General features: G+C 49.5%; 20 protein-coding genes, 1 other RNA gene, 1 riboswitch and 1 other annotated feature. Of the genes, 20 read left to right on the top strand and 1 reads right to left on the bottom strand.

The annotated features are described in order from the left end of the window. Positions 1 to 29: 29 nt before the first annotated feature. From acsE to ilvC, 20 genes are all read left to right on the top strand, one after another. Positions 30 to 815, top strand: coding sequence for a carbon monoxide dehydrogenase/acetyl-CoA synthase methytransferase subunit (gene acsE / locus DW915_RS01135; protein ID WP_022462424.1), 786 nt, complete (start codon positions 30 to 32; stop codon positions 813 to 815). Positions 816 to 952: 137 nt separating this feature from the next. After that, the gene (gene acsV, locus DW915_RS01140; RefSeq protein ID WP_118741414.1) at positions 953 to 2,878 is read left to right on the top strand and encodes a corrinoid activation/regeneration protein AcsV; all 1,926 of its coding nucleotides are present in this window, start codon (positions 953 to 955) and stop codon (positions 2,876 to 2,878) included. Between the two features lie 94 nt (positions 2,879 to 2,972). Beyond that, positions 2,973 to 3,644 carry a DUF3786 domain-containing protein gene (locus DW915_RS01145; protein WP_055226447.1) on the top strand — a complete coding sequence of 224 codons (672 nt, stop codon included), beginning with the start codon at positions 2,973 to 2,975 and terminating at the stop codon, positions 3,642 to 3,644. A 61-nt stretch (positions 3,645 to 3,705) separates the two neighbouring features. Further along, positions 3,706 to 4,338 (top strand): cyclodeaminase/cyclohydrolase family protein, encoded by a 633-nt coding sequence (locus DW915_RS01150; protein WP_117509042.1) that lies wholly within the window; start codon positions 3,706 to 3,708, stop codon positions 4,336 to 4,338. Between the two features lie 87 nt (positions 4,339 to 4,425). Continuing rightward, positions 4,426 to 5,277, top strand: a complete 852-nt coding sequence (locus tag DW915_RS01155; RefSeq protein WP_117509041.1) for a bifunctional 5,10-methylenetetrahydrofolate dehydrogenase/5,10-methenyltetrahydrofolate cyclohydrolase — start codon at positions 4,426 to 4,428, stop codon at positions 5,275 to 5,277. A gap of 171 nt (positions 5,278 to 5,448) precedes the next feature. After that, on the top strand, positions 5,449 to 6,918 hold the full coding sequence (spoIVA, locus tag DW915_RS01160) for a stage IV sporulation protein A (protein ID WP_022461834.1): 1,470 nt from the start codon (positions 5,449 to 5,451) through the stop codon (positions 6,916 to 6,918). Between the two features lie 104 nt (positions 6,919 to 7,022). Next, positions 7,023 to 7,217: non-coding RNA, 6S RNA (ssrS, locus tag DW915_RS01165), on the top strand. Positions 7,218 to 7,287: 70 nt separating this feature from the next. Beyond that, positions 7,288 to 8,331: an aldose epimerase family protein gene (locus DW915_RS01170; RefSeq protein ID WP_055218365.1), complete on the top strand. Its 1,044-nt coding sequence runs from the start codon at positions 7,288 to 7,290 to the stop codon at positions 8,329 to 8,331. Positions 8,332 to 8,906: 575 nt separating this feature from the next. Beyond that, positions 8,907 to 9,107: riboswitch (cobalamin riboswitch) on the bottom strand. Positions 9,108 to 9,208: 101 nt separating this feature from the next. Further along, the gene (locus DW915_RS01175) at positions 9,209 to 10,648 is read left to right on the top strand and encodes a SpoIID/LytB domain-containing protein (protein ID WP_118741415.1); all 1,440 of its coding nucleotides are present in this window, start codon (positions 9,209 to 9,211) and stop codon (positions 10,646 to 10,648) included. A gap of 78 nt (positions 10,649 to 10,726) precedes the next feature. Further along, complete coding sequence (locus DW915_RS01180; protein WP_022461831.1) at positions 10,727 to 11,704, top strand: LacI family DNA-binding transcriptional regulator; 978 nt, start codon at positions 10,727 to 10,729, stop codon at positions 11,702 to 11,704. Positions 11,705 to 11,956: 252 nt separating this feature from the next. Next, positions 11,957 to 13,801 (top strand): alpha-amylase family protein, encoded by a 1,845-nt coding sequence (locus DW915_RS01185; protein ID WP_118600604.1) that lies wholly within the window; start codon positions 11,957 to 11,959, stop codon positions 13,799 to 13,801. Between the two features lie 113 nt (positions 13,802 to 13,914). Next, entirely contained in the window at positions 13,915 to 14,784 is an 870-nt protein-coding gene (locus tag DW915_RS01190) for a YihY/virulence factor BrkB family protein (RefSeq protein ID WP_055226442.1), read from the top strand. Positions 14,785 to 14,856: 72 nt separating this feature from the next. After that, positions 14,857 to 15,109: a binding site (T-box leader), on the top strand. 164 nt (positions 15,110 to 15,273) lie between these two features. Further along, the gene (gene pheS / locus DW915_RS01195) at positions 15,274 to 16,320 is read left to right on the top strand and encodes a phenylalanine--tRNA ligase subunit alpha (protein WP_022461828.1); all 1,047 of its coding nucleotides are present in this window, start codon (positions 15,274 to 15,276) and stop codon (positions 16,318 to 16,320) included. Positions 16,321 to 16,351: 31 nt separating this feature from the next. Next, positions 16,352 to 18,796, top strand: coding sequence for a phenylalanine--tRNA ligase subunit beta (gene pheT, locus DW915_RS01200; RefSeq protein WP_055226441.1), 2,445 nt, complete (start codon positions 16,352 to 16,354; stop codon positions 18,794 to 18,796). Positions 18,797 to 18,801: 5 nt separating this feature from the next. Beyond that, on the top strand, positions 18,802 to 19,449 hold the full coding sequence (locus tag DW915_RS01205; protein WP_022461826.1) for a histidine phosphatase family protein: 648 nt from the start codon (positions 18,802 to 18,804) through the stop codon (positions 19,447 to 19,449). Positions 19,450 to 19,767: 318 nt separating this feature from the next. Further along, positions 19,768 to 20,793, top strand: coding sequence for an aldo/keto reductase (locus DW915_RS01210; RefSeq protein WP_117804049.1), 1,026 nt, complete (start codon positions 19,768 to 19,770; stop codon positions 20,791 to 20,793). Next, positions 20,790 to 21,734 (top strand): AEC family transporter, encoded by a 945-nt coding sequence (locus DW915_RS01215; protein WP_118741416.1) that lies wholly within the window; start codon positions 20,790 to 20,792, stop codon positions 21,732 to 21,734. Before DW915_RS01210 ends, DW915_RS01215 begins: the two co-directional genes overlap by 4 nt. Positions 21,735 to 21,841: 107 nt before the next feature. Next, the gene (locus DW915_RS01220; RefSeq protein WP_118741417.1) at positions 21,842 to 23,644 is read left to right on the top strand and encodes a glycoside hydrolase family 2 protein; all 1,803 of its coding nucleotides are present in this window, start codon (positions 21,842 to 21,844) and stop codon (positions 23,642 to 23,644) included. A 121-nt stretch (positions 23,645 to 23,765) separates the two neighbouring features. After that, positions 23,766 to 24,272 carry an acetolactate synthase small subunit gene (gene ilvN, locus DW915_RS01225; RefSeq protein ID WP_022462281.1) on the top strand — a complete coding sequence of 169 codons (507 nt, stop codon included), beginning with the start codon at positions 23,766 to 23,768 and terminating at the stop codon, positions 24,270 to 24,272. Between the two features lie 158 nt (positions 24,273 to 24,430). Then, positions 24,431 to 25,450 carry a ketol-acid reductoisomerase gene (gene ilvC / locus DW915_RS01230; RefSeq protein WP_022462282.1) on the top strand — a complete coding sequence of 340 codons (1,020 nt, stop codon included), beginning with the start codon at positions 24,431 to 24,433 and terminating at the stop codon, positions 25,448 to 25,450. A 157-nt stretch (positions 25,451 to 25,607) separates the two neighbouring features. Here the strand turns inward: ilvC and DW915_RS01235 are convergent, their stop codons facing one another. After that, the gene (locus DW915_RS01235) at positions 25,608 to 25,964 is read right to left on the bottom strand and encodes a sporulation initiation factor Spo0A C-terminal domain-containing protein (RefSeq protein ID WP_022462283.1); all 357 of its coding nucleotides are present in this window, start codon (positions 25,962 to 25,964) and stop codon (positions 25,608 to 25,610) included. Positions 25,965 to 26,197: the final 233 nt, after the last annotated feature.

Consider the following 26,197-nt stretch of genomic DNA (forward strand, 5'->3'; position numbering starts at 1 on the left):
GGGATTCCCAAAAGAAAAGGAGAAGAGATATGGCAAAATTTGTAACCATCGGCGAAAGACTTTCTGTTACAGCTCCTACTGTAAACAAAGCATTCGCAGCAAGAGATGAAGAGCCAATTTTAAAGAGAGCAAAACAGCAGCTGGATGCTGGTGCCGTTTACCTTGATGTAAACATCGGACCGGCTGAGAATGATGGAGAAGACATCATGAAATGGGCTGTTGAGCTGCTGCAGAGCAATTTTGACAATGTTCCGCTGGCTCTGGATACATCCAACAAAAAAGCAATTGAGGCTGGTATCTCTGTATACAACCGTTCCAAAGGAAAACCGATCGTAAACTCTGCAGATGCTGCAGGAAGAATCGAGTACGTTGACCTTGCGGCTGCAAACGATGCAATCGTTATTGCACTTTGCAACGGCGAAGGAATTGCAAAAGACAACGACGAGCGTATGATGTACTGCCAGACCCTTCTGGAAAGAGGTATGGAGCATGGTATGGAGCCGACCGATCTGTGGTTTGACCCGTTGTTTCTGGTTGTAAAAGGAATGCAGGACAAACAGATGGAAGTTCTTGAGTGCATCAAGATGTTCAGCGATATGGGACTGAATTCTACCGGCGGACTTTCCAACAACTCCAACGGTATGCCGAAAAACATCCGTCCGATCATGGATTCCGCACTTGTAGCTATGGCTATGATGCAGGGTCTGACCAGCGCCATCGTTAACCCGAATGACCTGAGACTGATGGAGACCATTAAATCCTGTGACGTATTCAAAGGCAACACTCTGTATGCAGATTCTTATCTGGAGCTTTAATCTTTAAATCTCGCAGGTTTTCCCTTGATGGTGCCGCAGCGTTTGCGAAAACCTGAGGCACCATCAGGGGTTTTTCTATCTAAAAGCGGAAAAATAAAAAAAGCGGAGAATATATACGACTGGGGGATTTACAGATTATGGCAAAAGTAACCTTTCGATTTGAAGAAGGAGAACCGGTAGTCACCTACGCAACCGAGGGTGAGCGCCTTCTTGAAGTAGCGCAGAAGAGCAATGTGCCGATCGATGCACCGTGTTCCGGAAACGCATCGTGCGGTAAATGCCGCGTTCGTCTTGTGAGCGGTGAGCTGGATTCCAAAATAACCCGCCATATTTCTGAGGAAGAATATCAGAATGGCTGGAGACTGGCGTGCGTCAGCACCGTCAAAGGCGATGTTGAAGTGGAAGTGCCGGACATTGCATCCGCTTACCGGAGTCGCATGAAAGTGGCAGACCTTAGTTCACCGAGTGAAATTGCAATTTTTGAAGATACGAAAAAGAAAATTACAGACGCCGGCCTGGAATTGAAAAACAGCATGCAGGTGATTACAATCTCAATGGAAGAGCCTACTCTGGATGATACGATGCCGGATAACGAGAGAGTAACCTGGGCTGTACAGGCAGCGACGGGGCTTGACCGGGTACGGATTCCGTACTCTGTACTGAAAAAAATGCCGGATGTCCTTCGGGAATCCCATTTTCAGGCACAGTGTGTCGTCCGGGTTACGGCAAATGACGTCTTTTTATACGATATGCTTCCAATGGAAGCAAAAGCAGTTGTCGGTGGTCTCGTTGTCGACATTGGAACAACGACAGTTTCTGCACTGATCGTGGATATGCTAAGCGGAGAAATCCTGGCAAAAGCCTCTTCCGGAAACGGACAGATCCGGTATGGTGCGGATGTTATCAACCGTATCATTGAATCCCAGAAACCGGGAGGCCATGAAAGACTGCAGAATGCAATCATCAAAGAAACCTTAAACCCGATGATTTCCAACATGTGCCGCGCAGCGAAAATCAGCAGTCAGCAGATTTACCGTGCGGCGATTGCCGGAAACACTACCATGGAGCATCTGATGATGGGCATCAATGCAGATCCGCTTCGGATGGAGCCGTATATTCCGGCCTTCTTTAAGACAAACTCACTGTTTGCATCGGATGTCAATCTTGCGATTCATCCGGACGCCCATATCATTCTGGCACCGAACATCGGAAGCTATGTGGGCGGAGATATTACTGCCGGCGCGTTGGTCAGCATGATCTGGAACCGGCCGGAGATGAGTCTTTTTATTGACCTTGGTACCAATGGCGAGCTTGCATTTGGAAACTCTGATTTTATGGTAAGCTGTGCCTGCTCGGCCGGACCGGCCTTTGAGGGCGGCGATATCAGCTGTGGCATGCGTGCGACCGACGGTGCGATTGAAAAATGTACGATCGATCCGGAGACGATGGAACCTTCGTACCATGTTATCGGAGATGAGGGAACGAAGCCGATTGGTCTTTGCGGTTCCGGAATCATCGATGTAATTGCAGCGCTGTTCCGTGCGAAAATGGTTAATCCGAAGGGAAAATTTATCCGGGAAGGCAGACGGATCCGCCACGACAAATATGGCATGGGAAGCTATGTCATCGCATTTGAAGAGGAAGCCGGAAGCGTCCGCGACGTTGAGATTACAGAAGTAGATATCGACAACTTTATCCGTGCCAAGGGCGCGATTTTCTCAGCGATCCGTACGATGCTGAACTATCTGGACATGGATGTATCCATGATCGAGGAAGTATATGTAGCGGGAGGTATCGGAAGCGGTATTAACATGAAAAATGCCGTCACGATTGGTATGTTCCCGGATATTCCGCTGGAAAAATTCCATTACATTGGTAACTCTTCCCTGACCGGTGCGTACTCAATGCTTTTATCGACAGCAGCAGAGAAGAAAACGTATGAGGTTGCCCGGAACATGACATATCTGGAACTCTCTACGGTACCAACCTATATGGATGAATTTGTAGCGGCGTGCTTCCTGCCGCACACAGACACGACGATGTTCCCGTCTGTGGAAGCATAAAACGGAAGCAGAACTTTCTGTTACGATTCAAGGTGAAACACATGTGGTTTTGCTTTGAATTGTGGCGAACCTTTTTGAGAGGAATTGGATTTACATGGCAGTAGACTTAAATTACGAAAAAGACAGCAAAGAGCGTATTCCGTATGAGCATTATCTGGAAGTGTATCAGAATGCAGATCCAAAAGAGATTTCCAGCCGGTGCGACGTTCCGTATGATGCGGAAAAACAGGAGTTTACCGTTTCCCTGATGGGTGTTTCCTACCGGATTTCGTGGCCGGAGTACAACGTATTTCATATTGGAGATGATGGAAGCGTTTCGCCGATAATTGGCTGGTATCCACTCGAGAAAAAACCGAATGCAAAAATTTTGGTATTGCGTTATCTGACAGAGGGCGGAGCTGCTCCGTCTACCGGAAAATTTTTGACGTACCGGGAGATTCCGTGGGGAGAAGTTTATTTTAAACAGTTCCAGGGAAGATGCCTGTTCCGTCTTGCGTTTGGCTTTGGCGGAAAGCTGGATGCATTCCGTGAGATCATGGAACGTGTCGGCGCTCAGGCGATTTCATCCGGTGATGTCGGATATGAGCTGGAGTTTATGAAAGGGCTTTTTGTACGACTGATTTTATGGGCAGGAGATGATGAGTTTCCGCCGTCCGCGCAGATCCTCTTTTCGGACAATTTCCCGGCTGCATTTACGCAGGGAGAGGATATGGCGGTTGTGGGAGATGTCACAATTGATATGCTGAAGGCTCTGGCTGCAAAATAGTTATGGTTTGAGGCCATCAGGATGGCTTCTGGATCGAAAAAAATAAGCGGAGGAAAATAACATGGGATTTTCAACAGTACCTTGCAATGAGTTTGTAGACGTGCTCGGTTCCAAAGCACCGGTTCCGGGCGGCGGCGGAGCTTCTGCACTGGTTGGCGCTGTCGGCACAGCGCTTGGCAACATGGTTGGTGCGCTGACAGTAGGTAAAAAGAAATATGCGGATGTCGAAGAGGAAATGAAAGAGCTGATGGCGAAAGCAACCACGCTTCAGGACGAACTGCTTCACCTGATCGAGCGCGATGCAGAAGTGTTCGAACCGCTCTCCAAAGCATACGGCATGCCGCGCGAGACAGAGGAGGAGAAGGCAGAAAAAGCAAGAGTCATGGAGATTGTGCTGAAGGATGCCTGCTCTGTTCCAATGGAAATTATGGAAAAATGCTGCGAAGCAATCGACCTGATCGTAGAATTTGCAGCAAAAGGTTCTGCACTTGCGATCAGTGACGCAGGTGTTGGCGCAGCATTCTGCAAAGCAGCCTTAGAGGGTGCTTCCCTGAATGTATATATCAACACGAAATCTATGAAAAACCGGGAATATGCAGAAGAACTAAATCGAAAATGTGATGAAATGCTTGCGGTCTATACCGTAAAAGCAGACGAGATTTTCCGGAACGTACTGGGAAGACTGAAAGCCTGAAAACAAACGGCCAGAGAAACTTCCCGGCAGCAAGCGGGTTGCAAAAGGAGTTCTCTTTGACCGAAAAGAAAAGCGGAGGATAAAAAAATGGCAAAACAGTTATTAGGAAAAGAAGTAACAGCAGCATTAAATGAGAAGATCAAAGCAAATGTAGCAGAGCTGGAAGCAAAAGGAGTAAAACCGACTCTCGGAATCATCCGTGTCGGAGAGAGAGAGGATGACCTTTCCTACGAAAGAGGAGCAACCAAACGCTGTGAGACCTTAGGCGTTGCATACGAGAAATTCCTTCTCCCGGCAGACGTTACCCAGGAAGAGCTGATGGCTACCATCGATAAAGTAAACAAAGACGATTCCATCCACGGCGTTCTGATTTTCCGTCCGCTTCCGAAACATCTCGATGAGGCAGCAGTCATCAAAGCACTCTCCCCGGAGAAGGACGTAGACGGTATCACAGACGGTTCCATGGTAGGCGTATTCGCCGGAACAAAACAGGGCTTCCCGCCATGTACTCCGCAGGCCTGCATGGAGATCCTCGACCACTACGGCATCGACTGCACCGGTAAAAAAGCCGTTGTCGTAGGCCGCAGCCTCGTTGTAGGAAAACCGGCAGCCATGATGCTGTTAAAGAAAAACGCAACCGTAACCATCTGCCATACCAGAACGAAAGACATGCCGTCTGTAGTTAAAGAGGCAGATATCGTGATCGTAGCAGCAGGCCGTGCAGGTGTTGTAGATGATACTTACCTGTGTGCAGGCCAGACCGTTATTGATGTCGGAATCAACGTAAACGAAGAAGGAAAACTCTGCGGAGACGTTGCATACGCAAAAGCTGAGCCGATCGTTGAGGCAATCACACCGGTTCCAGGCGGCGTAGGATCCGTTACCACATCTGTTCTGGTCGGCCATGTGGTAGAGGCTGCCATGAGAAAAAACAGCTGATCATAGGCTGAAGATAAGAAAGTGACAGAAAAAAGGCACTGTGCGTCCGAAAAAAGGGCGGCGGTGCCTTTTTTGCGTGCGCGGCAGTGCAGTTTTGGTGATAGGAGAGGGGGCCGGCTCATAGAATATAACAGTACATAGCAACAAAGATCAAAAGGGGGACAATAGCGCATGGATGCATATTCAGTATACCGCGATATTCAGAAACGAACGAAGGGCCAGTTCCTGATCGGAGTGGTGGGGCCTGTACGGACGGGAAAGTCCACCCTGATCCGCCGTTTCCTGGAGGTGCTGGCACTGCCGTATCTTTCGGAAAAGGAACAGGCGGAGGTACGGGATGCCCTGCCTTTAAGCGGGGAGGGAAAGACGATCACAACGGTGGAGCCGAAATTTGTGCCGAAAGACGCCGTGGAGCTGCAGCTTGGGGAGGGCGATCCGATCCGGCTGCGACTGATCGACTGCGTCGGCTTTCTGGTGCCGGACGCGGCGGGAAATCTGGAAAATGAGAAGGAGCGGATGGTGAAAACACCGTGGTCCGAGCAGGCGATTCCGTTCCGGGAGGCGGCGGAGATCGGTACGAAGAAGGTGATCGCAGAACATTCCACGATCGGTCTTATGGTGACGTGCGACGGATCGTTCGGCGAGCTGCCGCGGGAGAATTTTCTGCAGGCGGAGGAACGGACCGTTGCGGAGCTCAAAAAGCAGGGAAAGCCCTTCCTGATTCTTGTGAATGCGAAAAAACCGTACCGGGAGGAGACACAGCGGCAGGTAAAGGAGCTTGAAACAAAATTCGGCGTGGCAGCGATGGCGGTGAACTGCGACCAGCTCCGCAAAGAAGATATTCTGCATATGCTCGAAAAGGTGCTGTATGAGTTCCCGCTTCAGCAGATGGAATTTTATATTCCAAAATGGGTGGAGCTTCTTGCCGATGACCATCCGCTGAAGGCAGAGCTGCTGCAGAAGATCCGTGAGATGTGCAGGGAAAAGACGCGCCTGAAGGATGCAGTGGGCGGAAAAACAGCGATTGCCAGTCAGTATGTCAGCCAGACACTGCTGCAGTCGATGGATCTTGCGAGCGGTACGGTGAAGGTGCGGATTGAGGTGAAAGAGCAGTATTATTATGAAATGCTGAGTGTACTTGCCGGCGTGGAGATCAAAGGCGAGTATGATCTGGTGCAGACGATCCGCGAGCTGTCGGCACAGCGGGAAGAGTACCGCAAGGTAGAGGACGCGATTCATGCGGTGCGCGGATGCGGCTACGGCGTCGTGATTCCGGGGAGGGAGGAGATTCAGCTGGAGGAGCCAGCCGTGATCCATCAGGGAAACAAATACGGCGTGAAAATTAAATCGGTGAGCCCGTCGATTCATATGATCAAGGCCAACATCGAGACGGAGATTGCGCCGATCGTCGGAAGTGAGCAGCAGGCGGAGGATCTGATCGCCTATATCAAAGAGAGCGCAAAGAGCCCGGAGGGAATCTGGAATACCAACATTTTCGGCAAATCCGTCGAGCAGCTCGTTGACGACGGCATCCGCAGCAAAATCGCCCAGATCACCGAGGATGGCCAGGCAAAACTCCAGGATTCCATGCAGAAAATTGTCAACGACAGCCGGGGCGGAATGGTGTGTATTATCATTTAATACAAAAGCTGTTCGAATATTTTTGAGTAATTGTGCAATAATACTTGAAAAGCGAACCAAAATAGCGTATAATCCGAATTGTGAAAAGAAAAGAAGAAAAATGTAACTTCCTGGAATGTTCGATGATCTCATTATTTTGAACCTACATTTACTTTAAACGGGAGGCTTATTATTGTCATGTGGATGTCAGGCCACCCTGGAAACAGACGTCAGTGGAAGGCAGAAATGGTGACTGCGGCTACCCACCTAGCTTGCGTTGCTAGGAGTCAAAGTATGGGAAACGGCATTCCGGGGTTACAAAAGAGAAAAAAGAGAATCATGAAAATGGTTCTCTTTTATACGTTACATACAACCAAAAGGAGAAGGAACATGAAAAAACAGGGTTTTGGAACAACAAAAGACGGAAAAGAAGCATTGCTCTACACGCTCTCCAATAAAAACGGAATGGAAATCAGTGTAACCGATTACGGCGCACATCTGGTATCGGTTCTCGTTCCGGATAAGGATGGAAAGAAGAGAGACGTTGTCCTTGGATTTGACTCCGTAACCGGCTATGAGACCGACGGAAGCCATTTTGGAGCCACCATCGGAAGAAACGGAAACCGTATCGCGGGAGCAGCATTTGAACTGCACGGAAAAACATACCAGCTGGCAAAAAATGAGAACAACAACAACCTGCACAGCGGCCCGGACGGATACGATTACCGCCTCTGGAACGTAGAAGAGGCGGATGACAGCGCCGTTACCTTCGTTCTGATGAGCCCGGACGGAGACCAGGGATTCCCGGGAAACTTTGAAGTGTCCGTTACGTATACCCTGACCGATGAGAACGCCGTAGAAATCCACTATGAGGGAAGCTGCGATCAGGATACCGTTGTCAACATGACAAACCACAGCTACTTCAACCTGGCAGGCCACGATGCCGGATCTATTGAGAACCAGACACTTGTCTTAAAAGCGGAGCAGTTCAGCCCGGTGATCGATTCTGCATCCATCCCGACCGGCGAGCATGCACCGGTACAGGGAACCCCGATGGATTTCACCAGCGAGAAAGCAATCGGAGCAGAGATCGAAGCAGATTTCGAACAGCTCAAACTGACCGGCGGCTACGACCACAACTTTATCCTGGACAAGGCTGTCGAGGGAAGCATTGAGCTGATGGCAGTCGCATCCTGCAAAGAGAGCGGCATCACCATGGAAGCCTTCACGGATCTGCCATGCGTTCAGTTCTACGCCGGAAATTTCATTGCTCCGGTTACCGGAAAGAATGGGGTATTCTATGACAAACGCAACGGCTTCTGCCTGGAATCTCAGTATGTGCCGAATGCCATCAACCAGGAGGGTGAGGAGAAACCGATCCTCGAGGCAGGCGATACTTACGACACCACAACCGTATACAAATTCATTTTCTAAGATCCTATTTTATAGCAATCCTCGAAAATAATGCAAAAAATTCAGCACCGCAGAGCGTGAATTACTGCGTCACAGATTTTCGTCGTACCCCGGTACGCCTTCAAATCTGTTCCTTGCAATTCGCGCTCTGCAGCACTGCCTTTTTTGCATTATTTTCGGGTCTTGCTATAGAAACAGCATAAAAAAGCTCCCTTCCTGCAGCGTCCTGTGAAAACAGGAGCGCAGGCGGGGAGCCTTTTTATGGGAAAATATGCAGAAAACGAATTCTGAAAAAACAGAAAAAGAAAAGACCCTGTTTTCGAATCCAACAGAATCTTACCAGTTATGTCATATTCTTTTCAGAGGTGGGTAACCGCTTCGCCATCTGAATCAACCTGCAAGCGGAATAGCAGACACCTTTAAGCGGAGGATGGCGCCTGACAAAGAACAGGCGAAACCAGAATCTGAAACGGTTTACCCGGCCGTTTAATGCAATGCATAAATCTCGCTCGAAGGTTTCTAAAAATCTAATCGAAAATTTTCAGACATTCCATATCCCATAATAGTCTTTGAATGGAAGCTTTCATCGGAAGCATCAACCCTATGCATACAGAGCAGGTTTCCTGACTTACAGATCATCGTTCCACATTCCTTCTCATATGTTGCGGACATACAATGGATTTGTTATGCTTCACTCCCTGATTACAGTGACCGGATCGCCCAGGAATCTCACCTGAATTCCCTCTCTCACCAAAAGACGGATCTTCTTTTGATGCACTCTGGATGTTGATATGAAATTTATACACAGCCATACTATATACCATAGGGCGGTATTTGTCAAGGAAAAATCGCAAAAAGAAAAGGAATCAGACAAAAAGCCGTGTGCATAGAATGAGATATGAAGAGAAAAAATGATACATTGGAACTGATACTGTTAGGAGTGGGGATTCTCCTGCTGCTGTTATTGTTTGTTGTGAAGCGCCGTCTGGATGCGCCGGAAGAGACAGCGACAGCAGAAAGCAGGACGGAGACGATGGAAGGCAAAAAGCAGGAGGAGACGATACAGAACATGGAACAGGAAAACGCGGCTTTTCTGAACAGTAAAAAGGAAGAACAAAAAGAAACAACGGCAGCCGGACCGGTGCAGATCCGTGTCCTTCTGACGGACTGCGGAAAGCTGGGATACGCACAGAAACAGGTGTCCCTGCGTGGAAACGCAAGTCTTTCCATGAACGACGGCGCATACACAGCTTCCCCGCAGGAGACGATCTGTGTGACGGAACAGGAATGCGGGGAAGTTGTGCATGTGGTGCCGGCCGATGAGACGGCGGGAACGGCGGTTTCCCTGACGGGAAAGCCGGAAGACGAGACGGTTTATCCGGGAAGTTTTGTCATCTATAAAAGCGAAGAGGGACTTCTCGTTGTAAATGAACTTGATCTGGAAATGTATCTTCGGTATGTCGTGCCGAGTGAGATGCCGTCCTCCTATGAAAAGGAGGCATTAAAAGCACAGGCGGTCTGTGCGAGAACGTATGCGTGTGCCAGGATTCGTGAAAAAACGTGGGAGAACTACCACGCGGATGTAGACGACAGCGTGGAAAGCCAGGTCTACCACAATATGGAAGCGCAGCCGGAGACAGACGCTGCGGTGGCGGAGACAGAAGGAAAAATCATTACCTGCGGCGGGGAACCAATTCAGGCGTATTTTTTCTCAACCTCCTGCGGGAAGACGAGTACGGATGAAGTGTGGAATACGGCGGAGACGGCAGAATATCTGAAGAGCGTGACGGTAGGCGGGGAGAAGCAGGAACCGGAGACGGAGGAGGCGTTTGCATCGTTTATCACCAAAAGGGACAGCACAAGTCTGGAAGTGGAGGACGGCTGGTACCGCTGGCAGGTGACGATTCCGGCGGATGTGCTGTCAGAACGGGCAGCGGATCAGAAAATCGGGGAGATCACGGGGATTGAGGTGCGGCGGCGGTCAGAGGGAGGTGCGGCAGAAACCGTCCGTATCGAGGGAGAAAAAGGATCCATGGAAATCGAGGGAGAGTATCAGATCCGAAAGTTCCTCTCGGCGAAAGGCTGGCCGATTCAGAAAAATGACGGAACTGTAAGCTGTGAGATGGAGCTGCTTCCGAGTGCCTGCTTTATCGTGGTTCCGGAAAAAGAAGGGGAAACGGCTGTCTCCTTTACATTTTACGGCGGCGGCTACGGCCACGGCGTCGGCATGTCACAGAACGGTGCGAAACATCTGGCAGAGCAGGGAAAATCGTATGAGGAGATTCTCCGCTATTTTTACCAGAACATCGAAATCGGCGACTGCCGTTCCCTTTTTTAAAAAAATCACCGAAAACAGATTTTTTGTGCTATAATGGGCGAAAGTGAAAAACAGTTAGAAAATGACGAGGAGAGAAACATGGCGACAATCAAGGACATAGCGGCACGCGCCGGCGTTACGGCGACGACGGTTTCCCGCGTGATCAACAACCGCGGATACATCAGTGAAGAGACAAGAAAAAAAGTAACGCAGGCGATGCAGGAGATGAATTACCAGCCGAATGAGCTGGCGCGTTCCCTGGCAAAAGCGCATTCCAATACGATCGGGGTTATCGTTCCGCACATCTCGCACCCGTTTTTCAGTAAAATGATCAGTGCACTCGAGAGCGCGGCGGCAAAGCGGGGCTACAAGATTCTGCTCTGCAACTCGAAAGATCAGCCGGAGAAAGAAACCGAATATCTCGATATGTTCATCTCCAACCGTGTAACCGGCGTTGTGATGGCAAGCCGCGATGTGCAGATTGAAAAGTTTCATGATCTGAAAATTCCGATCGTCAATTTCGAGCGAGAGGAAAATACGGAGGCCATTACAATCCAGTGTGACAACGAGCAGGGAGGAGCGCTTGCAGCATCGCATCTTGCGGACTGCGGCTGCTGCCATCTGCTTCATTTCGGCGGAATCGTCGGAAGAGATATGCCGGCGGACCGGCGTGCGGATGGATTCCTGCGCGTCTGCCGGGAGCGGGGGATTGAAGGGGAAGTTCTTTTGAGTGACCGCTTAAGCTACGGCTCCATGCACTATGAATCCTATATTGAAAAGGGCCTTCTGGAGCACCCGGAGACGGACGGCATTTTTGCAAGCAGTGACCTGATTGCCGCACAGGTACTCCAGCGCCTTTACGCCATGGGAAAACGGGTGCCGGAGGATATTAAAGTTGTCGGGTTTGATGACACTGTGATCGCCGGGATTACCACGCCTTCCATCACGACGATCCATCAGCCGATTGAGGAAATGTCGGAGCTTTCCATTGCGTATATCGACCGGAGAAGAAAGGGAGAGATGGTGCCGAATGTGACGACCATGCCGGTGAGCCTTGTGGTGCGCGATTCGGCGTGAAACAAAAACGAAAAGAAAACTCTGCGGAAAAAAGAAACCGCGGAGTTTTTTTCTGCCCTGCGGTAAACGATAGACAGAAAAATAGCAAAAAAGACAAAGAAGAAGCCGGAAATTTGTTGAAAAATATGGTATGTAAACGGTTGACATATAATTCACACAACGGTATACTGCAAGAGAAGAAACGTAACACAGAATTACCGTTACCGGAATGATGTGACAAAATAAAGAATAAGATAAAGGAGAATAAACAACATGACAGTGGAATATCAGAGAAGACTCGAAAAACACTACGACGAGCTGAAATGGCTCTACTGTGAGCTGTATCCAAACGGCCAGGGACGCTTTGAGGAACTCTGTGCAGCCATGGAGCAGTGGTACAAAGAGCGGAATAAAAAATGGAAAGCGCTGGATCGGAAAAGAGAAAAACAGAAAGACTGGTACAAGAGCCAGAAAATGCTCGGTATGATGCTGTACATCGACGCATTCGCAGATAACATCAGCGGCCTTGAGAAAAAACTGGATTATTTAAAAGAGTGCAACGTCAACTACCTGCATCTGATGCCGTTCCTTGCAACGCCGAAGGGAAAAAGCGACGGCGGCTATGCGGTTGCCGATTACCGCACGGTACAGCCGTCCCTTGGAACGATGGAAGATCTGGCTGCCCTCTCTGAAAAATGCCATGACCAGGGCATGAGCCTTTGTATGGATTTCGTTATGAACCACACTTCCGAGGATCATGAATGGGCAAAACGTGCACTTGCCGGTGAAAAAGAGTACCAGGACCGTTACTTTTTCTTCGACAACTACGATATTCCGTCCGAATATGAAAAGACCTGTCCGCAGGTATTCCCGACAACGGCACCGGGCAACTTTACCTGGAGAGAGGACTGCCATAAATTTGTCATGACGACGTTCTATCCATACCAGTGGGATCTGAACTATGCGAACCCGGTTGTCTTTAACGAGATGGTAAACAATATGCTCTATCTCGTCAACCAGGGAATCGATATCGTCCGCATTGATGCCGTTCCATACATCTGGAAACAGCTCGGCACCACCTGCCGTAACCTGCCGCAGGTACATACCATTGTCCGCATGATGCGTATGATCACCGAGATCGTCTGCCCGGGCGTTCTGCTGCTCGGCGAGGTTGTCATGGAGCCGGAAAAGGTTGTTCCGTACTTCGGAACACTCGAGAAACCGGAATGCCATATGCTGTACAACGTAACGACGATGGCATCCACCTGGCACACGGTTGCAACGGCGGATACCCGCCTGCTGAAACATCAGATGGATATTGTGACGAGACTGCCGAAGGACTATGTCTTCCTGAACTATCTGAGATGCCACGATGATATCGGCTGGGGCCTCGATTACGAATGGCTGAAACAGTTCGGCATCGCCGAGGCACCGCATAAGAAATATCTGAATGACTATTTCCGCGGTTATGTGGAGGGAAGCGACGCAAGAGGAGAGCTCTATAACGACGATCCGGTGCTGCAGGATGCGCGTCTCTGCGGAACAACCGCTTCCCTGTGTGGACTTGAGGCGGCAGGCTTTGAGCAGAATGAGGCGAAGACCGAACAGGCGATCCAGAGAATTGAGATGCTGAACGCATACCTTTTCATCCAGTCTGGTATTCCGGTTATCTACAGCGGCGATGAGATCGGCCAGGTCAACGATTATTCCTACAAAGAGAGTGAAGATTCTGACCGCGCAGCCGACAGCCGTTATCTGCACCGCGGCCACTTCCGCTGGGATCTGGAGCCCCAGAAGGAGAAAAAAGGAACGGTTCAGAATCAGATTTTTGCTTCGATGAAAAAGATGGAGGAGCTGAAATTCAAATACCGTCCGTTTGAGGGTGAGGCGGATGTCTGGACCGAGGAAACGTATGATACGGCGCTTCTCTGTGTCTGCAGAAAATCCGGCAATGAGATGGTAACGGGTCTCTTTAACTTCAGCAATGAAGACCGCACGGCCTGGATCGATATGGGTGAGTTCACCTGGAAGGATCTGTTTACCGGCGAGAAACGTGTTCTGCGCGGCGTTCCGGTTCCGGCACGCGGTTACGCATGGTATTACCGGAAATGGAATTAAATCCCTTGCGAAGGAAAGAAAAGTATGATATGCTTTGTAGGCTATCCTGAAGTACGATATATGTGCAAGAATGGGATAGATTCACGAAAACAAAGAAAAGGCGGTTTTGCCAGATGATAAAAACAATCCGCGGTTTTATGAAGCGCCTGAATGAGGACCATGTCGGTGCTTATGCAGCGCAGAGTGCGTATTTCATTCTTCTTTCCTTTATTCCGTTTGTTCTTCTGGTTGTTACGCTTGTAAAATATACGCCGCTGACGCGCGACGATGTTTACAGCGTTCTGATCAATATGCTGCCCACGGAGTTTCAGAGCTACGTGGGCGGTATTGTAAATGAGATCTTTTATCAGTCCGTTGCTTATATGCCGATTACGATCATCACAACGCTGTGGTCGGCGGGAAAGGGCATTGCGGCGCTGACAAATGGGCTGAACAGCATTTATCACGTAACAGAGACACGTAATTACATCATCAACCGGCTGCGGGGCATGGCATATACCTTGATATTTGTCGTTGCATTCCTCACCAGTCTGGTGCTTCTGGTCTTCGGAACCCGCATTCAGAATAAGCTGACGGAACATCTGCCGATGGTGGCGCGTGTGACATCCTCTATCATGGGAATGCGTACCCTGATCACGACAGGCGTGCTGGCTCTTCTGTTTCTTGTACTGTATAAATGTATTCCAAACCGGAAGGCGAGCTTTAAGAGCCAGTGCCCGGGCGCACTGATCTCATCCCTTGCCTGGTCTATTTTTTCCCTTGCATTTTCCATGTACCTCGACATCGCGCTTGCGGCGTCCAATATGTACGGCAGTCTGACGATGATCGTGTTTATCATGATCTGGATGTATTTCTGCATGTGGATCCTTCTGATCGGCGCGGAGATCAACGCGTATTTTGAGGATAAACTGCGGAAACTGCAGAACGCGGCGATCGAGCATTTTATGGAAAATAAAGAGACGAATAAAGAAGCGGGAAAATAATGGCTTGACATCCGGGGGTCAAGACGGTACAATAAATATTGTTTATGAAAGTTTTATAAATAATCTAACAGGAAAAATGCTGTGAAGATGTTCAGAGAAATATTTTTTCCGCCAGAGAGAGGGAGTCATCGGCTGCAAGCTCCTTCAGGTTCAGGAATATTTCAAATTTCGCATTGGAGCAGATGTCCGGAACGTATAGCAGGATACTGGAAATGCAAGTAGGGACAGACGTTTGGTGTACGTTACAGCACCGGTTATGAGTGTCTGCAGGAAGTATCTGCAGAAATCAGGGTGGTACCGCGAAATTTCAGATCTCGTCCCTTTGTGGGGCGGGGTCTTTTTTTGTGAGCAACGAGCCAGACAGCCATGCTTGCATGGATATTTGGCGACTGCCACGAAAATCAGATGCTCCGCTGTTTGCAGCGGGGTATCTGACTGTTTTTCACATTTACCATCAAACAAGCAAGAAAAAGAAAGTAGGAGAGTCAAATGCAGGAAAAAAGTGTATTAACCGGCCATCTGTCTGAATTAAAACAGAAGATTGAAAATGGACTGGAAGAGCTGAAAAGCTCCAAAGAACTGTATGAATTTAAGAGCGAGTATCTGGAAGGAAAGAAAAGTAAGATCAGCGGGCTGATGAAAGAAATGAAAAACATTGCCCCGGAAGAGCGCGCAAACTACGGTAAATCCGTCAATGAGTTAAAAGAGTGGGCGCTTGGCCGCTTCCAGAAAGTGGAAGAGGAGATGAAAGAGCGCGAGCTGCAGAAGAAATATGAGTCCGAGAAAATCGACCTGACCCTTCCGGCAGAAGAGACAGCGATCGGAAACCTTCATCCGGTTACCCTGATCCGCAAACAGCTCATCGACATCTTTGCAGGCATGGGCTTTGAGGTATACGAGGGAAGAGAAATCGAGACCGATTACTACAACTTTACTGCACTGAATACACCACAGGATCACCCGGCAAGAGATATGCAGGATACCTTCTATCTCTCCCCGGAATTCCTGCTTCGTACCCAGACATCGGCAGGCCAGATTCATGTCATGGAAAACAAAAAGCCGCCGATCAAGATCCTTTCCCCGGGACGTGTTTTTCGGTCTGATGACGACGCAACCCATTCTCCGATGTTCCATCAGATGGAGGGACTCGTTGTCGACAAAAACATCACCCTCTGCGACCTGAAAGGAATGCTCGACGTACTCGTACAGAAGATCTACGGCGAGGGAACGACAACACGTCTTCGTCCATCTTACTTCCCGTTCACGGAGCCGTCCGTTGAGGTAGACTGCAGCTGCTTCGCCTGCGGCGGAAAAGGATGCAGCCTCTGCAAGGGAACCGGCTGGATCGAGGTCCTTGGAGCAGGTATCGTAAACAAACGCGTGCTGGAGAACTGCGGCATTGATTCAGAAGAGTACAGCGGCTTCGCTTTTGGCATCGGCCTGGAGCGTATCGCCATGCTGAAATACGGAATCAACAACATCAAACTGTTATTCGGTTCCGATCTGCGGGTTTTAAATCAGATTAACGAGAAATAAAGACGAAACAGTTTGAATTTGGAGGTTTAATATGTTAGTACCGTTAAGTTGGCTGAAAGAATATGTAGATATCGATGTTACCCCGGAAGAACTGGAGAAAAAACTGTTCGACGGCGGTTTTGAAGTAGAAGAGCGTTATCAGGTGGGAAAAGACATCAGCAACGTTGTTGTCGGTCTGGTGGAGGGCTGCGAGCCGATCCCGGAGACCCATCTTCATGTGTGCCAGGTAAATGCAGGAGAACACGGCACCATGCAGATCTGCTGCGGCGCAGACAACGTGCACACCGGCGGAAAATTCCCGGTTGCCCTTCCTGGCGCTTCTGTTTATGCAACAGCAAAAGATCATAAGACCATCGAGGGTGTTATGACCATCAAAAAAGGAAAATTAAGAGGATATGAGTCCTGCGGAATGCTCTGCTCCGGCGTGGAGCTCGGCCTTACCGAGGATCTGTACCCGGGCGCAGGCTACAACGGACTGCTTGTTCTGCCGGAAGATGCCGAGCTTGGCGCAGATGTCAAAGAGCTGACAGGTCTTGACGACTGGATCTTTGATATCTCCCTGACTGCAAACAGACCGGACTGCCAGAGTATCCTCGGTATCGCAAGAGAAGTATCGGCGATGCTGGAAAAACCTTTAAAAATGCCGGCAACCGATTACACCGAGACGGATGTGGAAAAAGAAGGCTTCTCTGTCCGCGTGGAAGCTCCGGAACTCTGCCCGCGTTACAGCGCTCATTACGTATATGACGTAAAAATCGGAGAGTCCCCGGCATGGATGAAACGCCGTCTGGCACTCGTCGGCATGTCCGCGATCTCCAACGTGGTTGATATCACAAACTACGTCTTAAAAGAGATCGGCCAGCCGATGCATGCTTTTGACTGCTCTTATCTGGAAGGCAATGAAATCTGTGTCAGAAGAGCAAAAGAAAATGAAAAGATTGTGACCCTCGATGAGCAGGAATACACAATGAATGAGAACAACCTCGTGATCTGCGACGGCGTAAAACCGGTTGCACTTGCCGGTGTCATGGGAGGCTTAAACTCCGAGATCCGCGACACGACAGAGGCTGTTATGTTTGAGTCCGCAAAATTCGCACGCGACAACGTCAGAAAGACAGCCCGTGCGCTTGGAAAAGCGACGGATGCCAGTGCAAGATATGAGAAAGGCGTGGACGAGTATTCAACCGTACTTGGTATGAAACGTGCGCTGCATCTGATGGAAGAGCTTGGCTGCGGTAAAGTTTCCCGTACCCATTTCGATGTGAACACCGGAAACTCCATCGATCCGACTCCGATGACCGTCAGTGTCAGCAAAGTAAACGGCGTACTCGGTATCGAAGTTCCGGAAGCAGAGATTCTCCGCATTATGAAAAACCTGAACTTTGCACCGGAAATCAACGGCGATGAGCTGACCATCCAGGTTCCGGCTTACCGTGAGGATATGCTGCCGGAGGGAGAGAACGATGTCGAGCGCTATCCGGACGTGGCAGAGGAAGTCATCCGTATGTACGGCTACGATCACGTAACCGATACCTTCCTTTCCGCTGCACAGGTAACGATGGGCGGCTACAATGAAGAGCAGAAAGGCGAGCTGGCACTGAAGAATACCTTATGCACCATGGGTATCTACGAGTGCATGCATTACTCCTTCTTCTCCCCTGCAGATCTGGATCTCTTGAAACTGCCGGCAGATGCAAAAGAGAGAAATGCCATCGAGATCATCAACCCGATCAACCAGGATCTGTCCCTGATGCGTACCACACTGGCAGCTTCCATGCTGAATGCCATTTCCAGAAATGAGAAACAGGGCACCCTTGAAGGAAGACTGTTCGAGGTGGCAAGCATCTACATTCCGGAGTCCCTGCCGCTGACATCCTACCCGGATGAGAGAAAAGTTCTCTGCGTCGGAACCTTCGGAAACAACGAGAGCTTCTTCACTATGAAGGGCATCGCCAACACCATCGCCGAGAGCATGGACATTGAGTTCACCTACGAGCCGGTTCAGAAATCCTTCCTGCATCCGTATCAGGCAGTGAAAGTACTCTGCGAGGGTACAGAAATCGGATACTTCGGAAAAGCAGCATACGATATCCAGAACGAGCTGAGCATGCGTACTTCCTCTTACATCATGGAGCTTGACTTAAAAGAGCTCTCCAGATGGTACGGCAAAAAACGCACCTTCCAGCCGATCTCCAAATTCCAGGAGGAGAAACGTGACCTGGCATTTGTCATGGACAAAAACATCAGCTGCGGCGATGTAGAGAACTGTATCCGCGAGGCAAACAAATACGTAAAAGAGATCCGTCTGTTCGATGTTTACGAGGGCGGCCAGATTCCGGAAGGCAAGAAGAGCATGGCGTTCACCGTCACCTTTGCACCGAAGGAAGAAGCATTTGACTTCGAAAAAGTACAGAAATTTGTCGAGAAGATCTGCAAGAAACTGCAGAATGAGTTCAACATCGAACTGAGAGGCTGATTTTTATGAAACTTTATATCATACGCCACGGTGAAACTGCGTGGAACGTAGAAGGCAGACTGCAGGGCCAGACGGACACCGAGCTGAATGAGAATGGTGTCCGTCTGGCGAAAGTGACGGCGGAAGGACTGAAAAATATCCCGTTTGACCTTGGAATTTCCAGTCCACTGCGCCGCGCAAAGCACACGGCAGAGCTCGTCCTTGCGGGCAGAAATGTGCCGCTTACGACCGACGACCGCCTGATGGAGCTTTCCTTTGGCTCCTGGGAAGGGCTTGGATGCCGGGCAAACAATTTTGAGATTCCGTCTGAACACTTCGACGATTTTTACAGAGATCCGTTCCACTTCTGCCCGGCGGGAGACGGAGAGACGATCCAGGAGGTCTGCGACCGGGCAGAAGCGTTCTATCATGAGCTGACTGCAAAACCGGAGCTCCAGGACAAGACGATCCTGATCGCCACCCACGGCTGCTGCATGCGTGCGCTGCTACGCAATGTCTATGAAGACAAGAACGACTTCTGGCACGGCGGCGTGCCGTACAACTGTGCGGTCAGCATCATCGAAGTACAGAACGGTGTTTCCACGCTGCTTGCGGATAATAAAATCTATTATGATCCGTCGGACTGCGTAAACTTTTATAAAGAAGTAAAATAAAAAATGATATTCAGAGGCAGACATAAAAGGAAAGTATTTCCCTTTGTGCCTGCCTCTTTAAATCGCGTTTGCCGTCTGATAGAAAGTGTGATACTATAGAAATAACGGATTTTAACACCAGTAGACAAGAAGTCCCCCGTTTCTGAAGCGGTGGGATGAATTGCTAAAAGAAACATAACGGCAGTGGCGGGCGGAGAGAAATCGGTATTCTCCACTGACATGAGGCAAGTCACAGTCGAACTATTTTCGACATGTCAGACTCCGTGAAATACCGACTATGAGTTGAAACAATGAAAGCGAAAAAGGAGGAACATAAGTATGTCCATGGTAACACTGGGAAGTACAGGAATCTGTGTAAACAAGAACGGCTTCGGCGCGCTGCCGGTACAGCGTGTCACGAAAGAAGACGCTGTTTATCTGCTGCGCAAAGCGTATGACGGAGGCATCCGCTTTTTTGATACCGCGCGTGCATACAGCGACAGCGAGGAAAAATTAGGCGCAGCGTTTGAGAAAATGCGTGAGAAGGTCTTTATCTCTACGAAGACGATGGCAAAGGATGTGGAGGGCTTCTGGAAGGATCTGGAGACAAGCCTTTCCCTTTTGAAGACGGATTACATCGATATCTATCAGTTCCACAATCCGTCCTTCTGTCCTAAGCCGGGAGATGGAACCGGCCTGTATGAGGCGATGCTGGAAGCAAAAGCACAGGGAAAAATCCGCCACATCGGTATCACGAACCACCGCATGAGCGTGGCAGAGGAGATCATCGAGTCCGGTCTTTACGAGACGCTGCAGTTCCCGTTCTGCTATCTGGCAACGGACCGTGAGAAAGCACTGGTACAGGGATGCAAAGAGAAAAATATCGGCTTTATCGCAATGAAAGCGCTTTCGGGCGGGCTGATCACAAACTCCGCGGCTGCATATGCTTTTGAAGACCAGTACGACAACGTGCTTCCGATCTGGGGCGTCCAGAGAGAAAAAGAGCTGGACGAGTTCTTAAGCTACATTGCCTGTCCGCCTGCCATGACGGATGAAATCAAGACGATCATCGAGAAAGACCAGAAAGAGCTCTCCGGCAACTTCTGCCGCGGCTGCGGTTACTGTATGCCATGTCCGGCAGGCATTGAGATTAACACCTGCGCGCGCATGAGCCTGCTTCTGCGCCGTTCCCCGTCCGCCAACCAGCTCACCGAGCGCGGCCAGGCGATGATGAAGAAAATCGAAGGTTGTCTCCACTGCGGCGCCTGCATGAAGAAATGTCCCTACGGTCTGAATACGCCGAAGCTTCTCGAAGAGAACTACGAAGATTATAAAAATGTACTGGCAGGAAAAACGCTGGTATGAGTAATCTGATCTTCAGCCTGAACGCGACGATGCCGATCTTCCTGACAATGATTTTGGGACTTTTCTTTCGAAAGGTTGGTATTCTGGACGAATCGTTCACAAGCAAAATGAACAAATTTGTGTTTAAAATCGCACTCCCGGTGCTGCTGTTCCAGGACCTGTCGGATTCTGATTTCTCCGCTGTGTGGGATATCAAATTCGTTCTGTTCTGCTTCTTTGCAACACTGCTCTCAATTCTTGCGGTATGGGGACTTTCCCATCTCTTAAAAGAGAGAAGTGCAAGAGGCGAATTTATCCAGGCGGCGTACCGGAGCAGTGCGGCGATCCTTGGTATTGCCTTTATCCAGAATATCTACGGAAATTCCGGCATGGCGCCGCTGATGATCATCAGCAGTGTGCCGCTGTATAATATCATGGCGGTTGTCGTTCTTGCAGTATTCCGTCCGGAACGGGAGGAGATCACGGCAGATTTTGTGAAAAAGACGGCGAAAAATATCGTGACAAACCCGATTATCCTCGGGATCGCTACAGGACTTCTCTGGTCGGTGCTTCGCATTCCAAAGCCGGTGATTCTGCAGAAAACGGTGCAGAATATTGCGGTACTTGCAACGCCGCTCGGCCTGATTGCGATGGGTGCGTCGTTTGAGGCAAAGAGCGCGGCAAAGAATATCCGGCCGTCGATTGCTGCAGCTGCGATTAAGCTGGTCGGTCTTGCAGCTGCCTTTCTGCCGATCGCCGTGATACTTGGCTTCCGTCAGGAAAAATTGGTGGCAATCCTTGTGATGCTGGGTTCCGCAACGACGGTGAGCAGTTTTATCATGGCGAAAAATATGGGTCATGAGGGAAGTCTGACGGCAAACACCGTTATGCTCACAACGTGCGGCAGTGCCTTTACGCTGACGTTCTGGCTGTATCTGATGAAAACGCTGGCGTTTATCTAACCGGATTGCGAATATCCGCTTTGATTTTCAGTACACCAAAAGCGTGTCCGGGATTTTGTCCGGGCACGCTTTTATCAATCATAAAAATCAGAAAAAGAGGGAAAAGAATGGACTTCAAAAATGCGGTCAAAGCATTACAGATTGGAAAAAAGGAAGGAAAAAAATTCCGCCTTTCTACGGAATTTGGGAAAAATCCGGAAGAAGAGCTCCCGTTTCCGGAATATCCGCGTCCGCAGATGCGCCGGGAAAACTGGACAAATCTGAACGGATGGTGGGAGTATGCGTTCACGGAAACGCAGAAAATGCCAGAACAGCGGGACGGAAAAATTCTCGTTCCGTTTTCCCCGGAGTGCGATGCGTCCGGCGTGAAGCGGCAGCTGCTTCCAAAAGAATATCTGTGGTACTTCCGCACGATTCAGCTTCCCAAAATTCCTGCCGGAAAACGGCTGCTGCTGCAGTTCGGCGCCGTGGATCAGGATGCGGTAATTTACTGCAACGGAAAGCGTGCCGGAGGCCATCTCGGCGGGTATCTTTCTTTTTCAGTGGATCTTACGCCGTATCTCAAAACGGGAGAGAACGAGCTTGCCGTCAAGGTGCGCGATGAGACGGACACGGACTGGAAGGGCCGCGGAAAGCAGAGCCTTACCCCGGGCGGCATGTTTTACACCGCGCAGAGCGGCATCTGGCAGAGCGTCTGGATGGAATGGGTGCCGGAGACGTATCTGGAACGCATCGTGATCACGCCGGAATATGATACGGCGAGCGTAAAAGTACGGGTTTTCCTCAACGGACCGGATGCGGGACTGACGAAAAAAATTACGGTGCGGGAGAGCGAAGCGCCGGATGCGAAGGTGATCTGCGTCCGGGAGACGAGAGAAAACGAGGCGGAGCTGATTCTCGGTAATTTTGCAGGCTGGAGCCCGGAACATCCGCATCTATATGGGGTTTCCATTGAAGCGGGAGAAGACCGCGTCGAGAGTTATTTCGGCATGCGCAAATTCGGCATTGGAAAAGATGAGAAAGGAATCACGCGTCTTTTCTTAAACGGAAAGCCGTATTTCCAGAACGGTGTCCTCGACCAGGGTTATTGGCCGGAAAGCCTCTACACGCCGCCGTCCGATGAGGCGATGGTTTATGACATTAAGACGGCCAAACGCCTCGGTTTCAATATGATCCGGAAACACCTGAAAGTTGAGTGCGCAAGATGGTATTCCCACTGCGACCATATCGGTATGCTGGTGTGGCAGGATATGATCAACGGCGGCGGCCGGTCGGTCCAGACGTTCCTTTTGTACCTTCCGACCGTACTGCCGTTTGTGACAACGGAATTCAGGGATAACTGTTATCCGCTCTTTTCGCGGACCTCAAAAACGGGAAGAGAGTGGTGGAAGCGGGAGTGCCGCGAGACGGTTCATCAGCTTTACAATGCACCGTGCGTGTCGCTCTGGGTTCTGTTCAACGAGGGATGGGGACAGTTTGATGCCAGGGAGATGACAGAAAGGGTGCGCGCTCTCGATCCGACGCGGCAGATCGACCACGCGAGCGGCTGGTACGATCAGGGAGCGGGGGACATCAAGAGCCTTCACAATTACTTTCGTCCGTTAAAAGTAAAACCGGAGGAGCGCGCGTTTGCTTTTTCTGAATACGGCGGCTATACGTATCCGGTACAGGAGCATCTCTACTCCGAAAAATCGTTCGGCTACCGCACGTACCAGAACCAGACACAGTACCAGAAAGCGATGAATGCACTGGCAGAAAAGATAAGAGAACTCACAGAACAGGGACTTGCCGCAGCAGTCTACACACAGCTTACCGATGTCGAGGAAGAGTCGAACGGCATCCTTACGTATGACCGGAAGGTATGCAAATGGGAACCACAGGAGGCAAAAGATTTTTGCCCAAAAGAATAATTTGGTAAAATTTTTGTTGACAAAGTGAGGATAAGTTGCTAATATATTGGATAAGGCGTTGGAAGTTGTAAGAAATTGCTGAAAATCCGCGGCGCCTGCGGATGGAGGAAAGTTGGTGTTTATGGAACAGAAAAGAACATTATCCCTGCTGGTGGATAATACGCCGGGACTTTTAAGCAGAGTAGCTGGTCTTTTCAGCCGACGCGGATACAATATCGAGACGATCACCGCCGGTGTGACAGCAGACCCGCGATACACAAGAATGACTGTTGTTCTGTACTGCAGTGATGAAATGATTCTGGAGCAGATCAAAAAACAGCTGGCAAAACTTGTCGATGTGCGGGATATCAAAGAGCTGAAGCCGGACGAGAGTGTCAGACGAGAGCTGATGCTGGTCAAAATCCGTGTGAATGAAAATGAACGCCGCAATGTCATCGCCATCTCCGATGTCTTCCGTGGAAGAATCGTGGATGTGGGACAGGAAAGCCTGATTGTAGAGCTGACCGGAAACCAGTCAAAGCTCGAAGGGTTCCTGAATCTGGTACAGGGATACGAAATCCTGGAACTGGCCAGAACAGGAGTGACAGGACTCTCCAGAGGAGCCCACGATGTGCGTTACCTCGATTAACGCAGATCACATTACATACGTTTGCTAGAGGAATGAAATTTTTGTATAGAAAAGTTCATTTCCCTGACAAACAGCAAAAGGCAGAAATGCTTTTCGCTGTATAAATTGACCGACCTGCCGCCGGTCAAGACATTCTATATATTATGGAGGAAAATAAAATGGCAGCAAGACTTTTTTATCAGGAAGATTGTAATCTCTCTTTACTGGAAGGCAAAAAAATCGCAATTATCGGCTACGGAAGCCAGGGACATGCTCATGCACTGAACCTGAAAGATTCCGGCTGTGATGTTATTATTGGACTTTATGAAGGCAGCAAATCCTGGGCAAAAGCAGAGGCACAGGGATTCAAAGTATACACCGCTGCTGAGGCTGCAAAACAGGCTGATATCATCATGATCCTGATCAACGATGAGAAACAGGCTGCAATGTACAAAAAAGATATCGAGCCAAACCTGGAAGAGGGCAACATGCTGATGTTCGCTCATGGTTTCGCTATCCACTTCGGACAGATCGTACCTCCGAAGAACGTAGATGTAGCTATGATCGCTCCGAAAGCACCTGGCCACACAGTAAGAAGCGAGTATCAGGCTGGCAAAGGAACTCCTTGCCTGGTTGCTGTTGAGCAGGATTACACCGGAAAAGCTCTGGACAGAGCACTGGCTTACGGCCTTGGAATCGGCGGAGCAAGAGCTGGTCTTCTGGAGACAACCTTCAGAACTGAGACCGAAACAGACCTGTTCGGTGAGCAGGCAGTTCTCTGCGGCGGTGTATGCGCCCTGATGCAGGCTGGATTTGAGACTCTGTGCGAGGCTGGATACGACCCAAGAAACGCATACTTCGAGTGCATCCATGAGATGAAACTGATCGTAGACCTGATCTATCAGTCGGGATTCTCCGGAATGAGATACTCCATCTCCAACACAGCCGAGTACGGCGATTACATCACCGGACCGAAGATCATCACAGAAGAAACCAAGAAGACCATGAAGAAGATCCTTTCCGATATCCAGGATGGTACTTTCGCAAAAGACTTCCTTCTGGATATGTCCCCAGCAGGCGGACAGGCTCACTTCCGTGCAATGAGAAGAAAAGCTGCAGAGCATCCGTCAGAGAAAGTCGGAGAAGAAGTCAGAAAACTGTACAGCTGGAGCAACGAGGACAAACTGATCAATAACTAATCGGTTTGCTGTCAAATGATCCATATCGGGAGGCTGCCTTTGCGGGCAGTCTCCTTTTTTTGTTCTATCGTTTTATCATAGAAAAAACACTTCTGCGCCATGCATATCCCCCAATATGATAGGGCGCGGAAGTGTTATCTTTTCTGTATTCGTTTTTTTATGCCTCCTGACGACAGGCAGGAAAAGCACGGTAGTATTTGATATAAGAACTTAAAATATCAAAAAATTCGGAATTGGTCGGTTTTGTCAGAACCGGATGCACAGAAAGCGAAAAGAGCAGATCACGGTTTCCGCGGGTCCAGCAGACGGAAATAGCGGTGCGGATGTCTCGTTCGACGCAGGAGGACGATACCTGAAACGTTTGCGCGATCTTTGGGTACAGCGTTTTGCTGACCCGAAGGAGATAATCTTCGTCTTCCATGCATAAAGCGATACCATAGGCGAGATAGCGAAATCCGCGGTATTTTGCACCAATTCCTAAAGAGTGTAGTAGAAAGTAAATTTCAGTTTCCATTACGATGTCTCCTTTTATTCAGTTTTTACATAGTCTTTGCAGACGGGCATGCCAGAGGTGAAAGTTTGTATGGCATACGATTTTCCCCTTTCACTTATGATACGTGGAAAACGTCGAAAAATTACATATTCAGAAAGAAAAAGTGACAATATAGTAAAATAAAAGAGAATATGACACGAAATAAAGAAATGAATGTAATGAAACGGGAGAGGGAAAAATAACATTGATTTTTC

It is taken from the genome of Blautia sp. AM42-2 (genome assembly GCF_003480245.1).
GTDB classification, from domain to species: domain Bacteria; phylum Bacillota; class Clostridia; order Lachnospirales; family Lachnospiraceae; genus Fusicatenibacter; species Fusicatenibacter saccharivorans.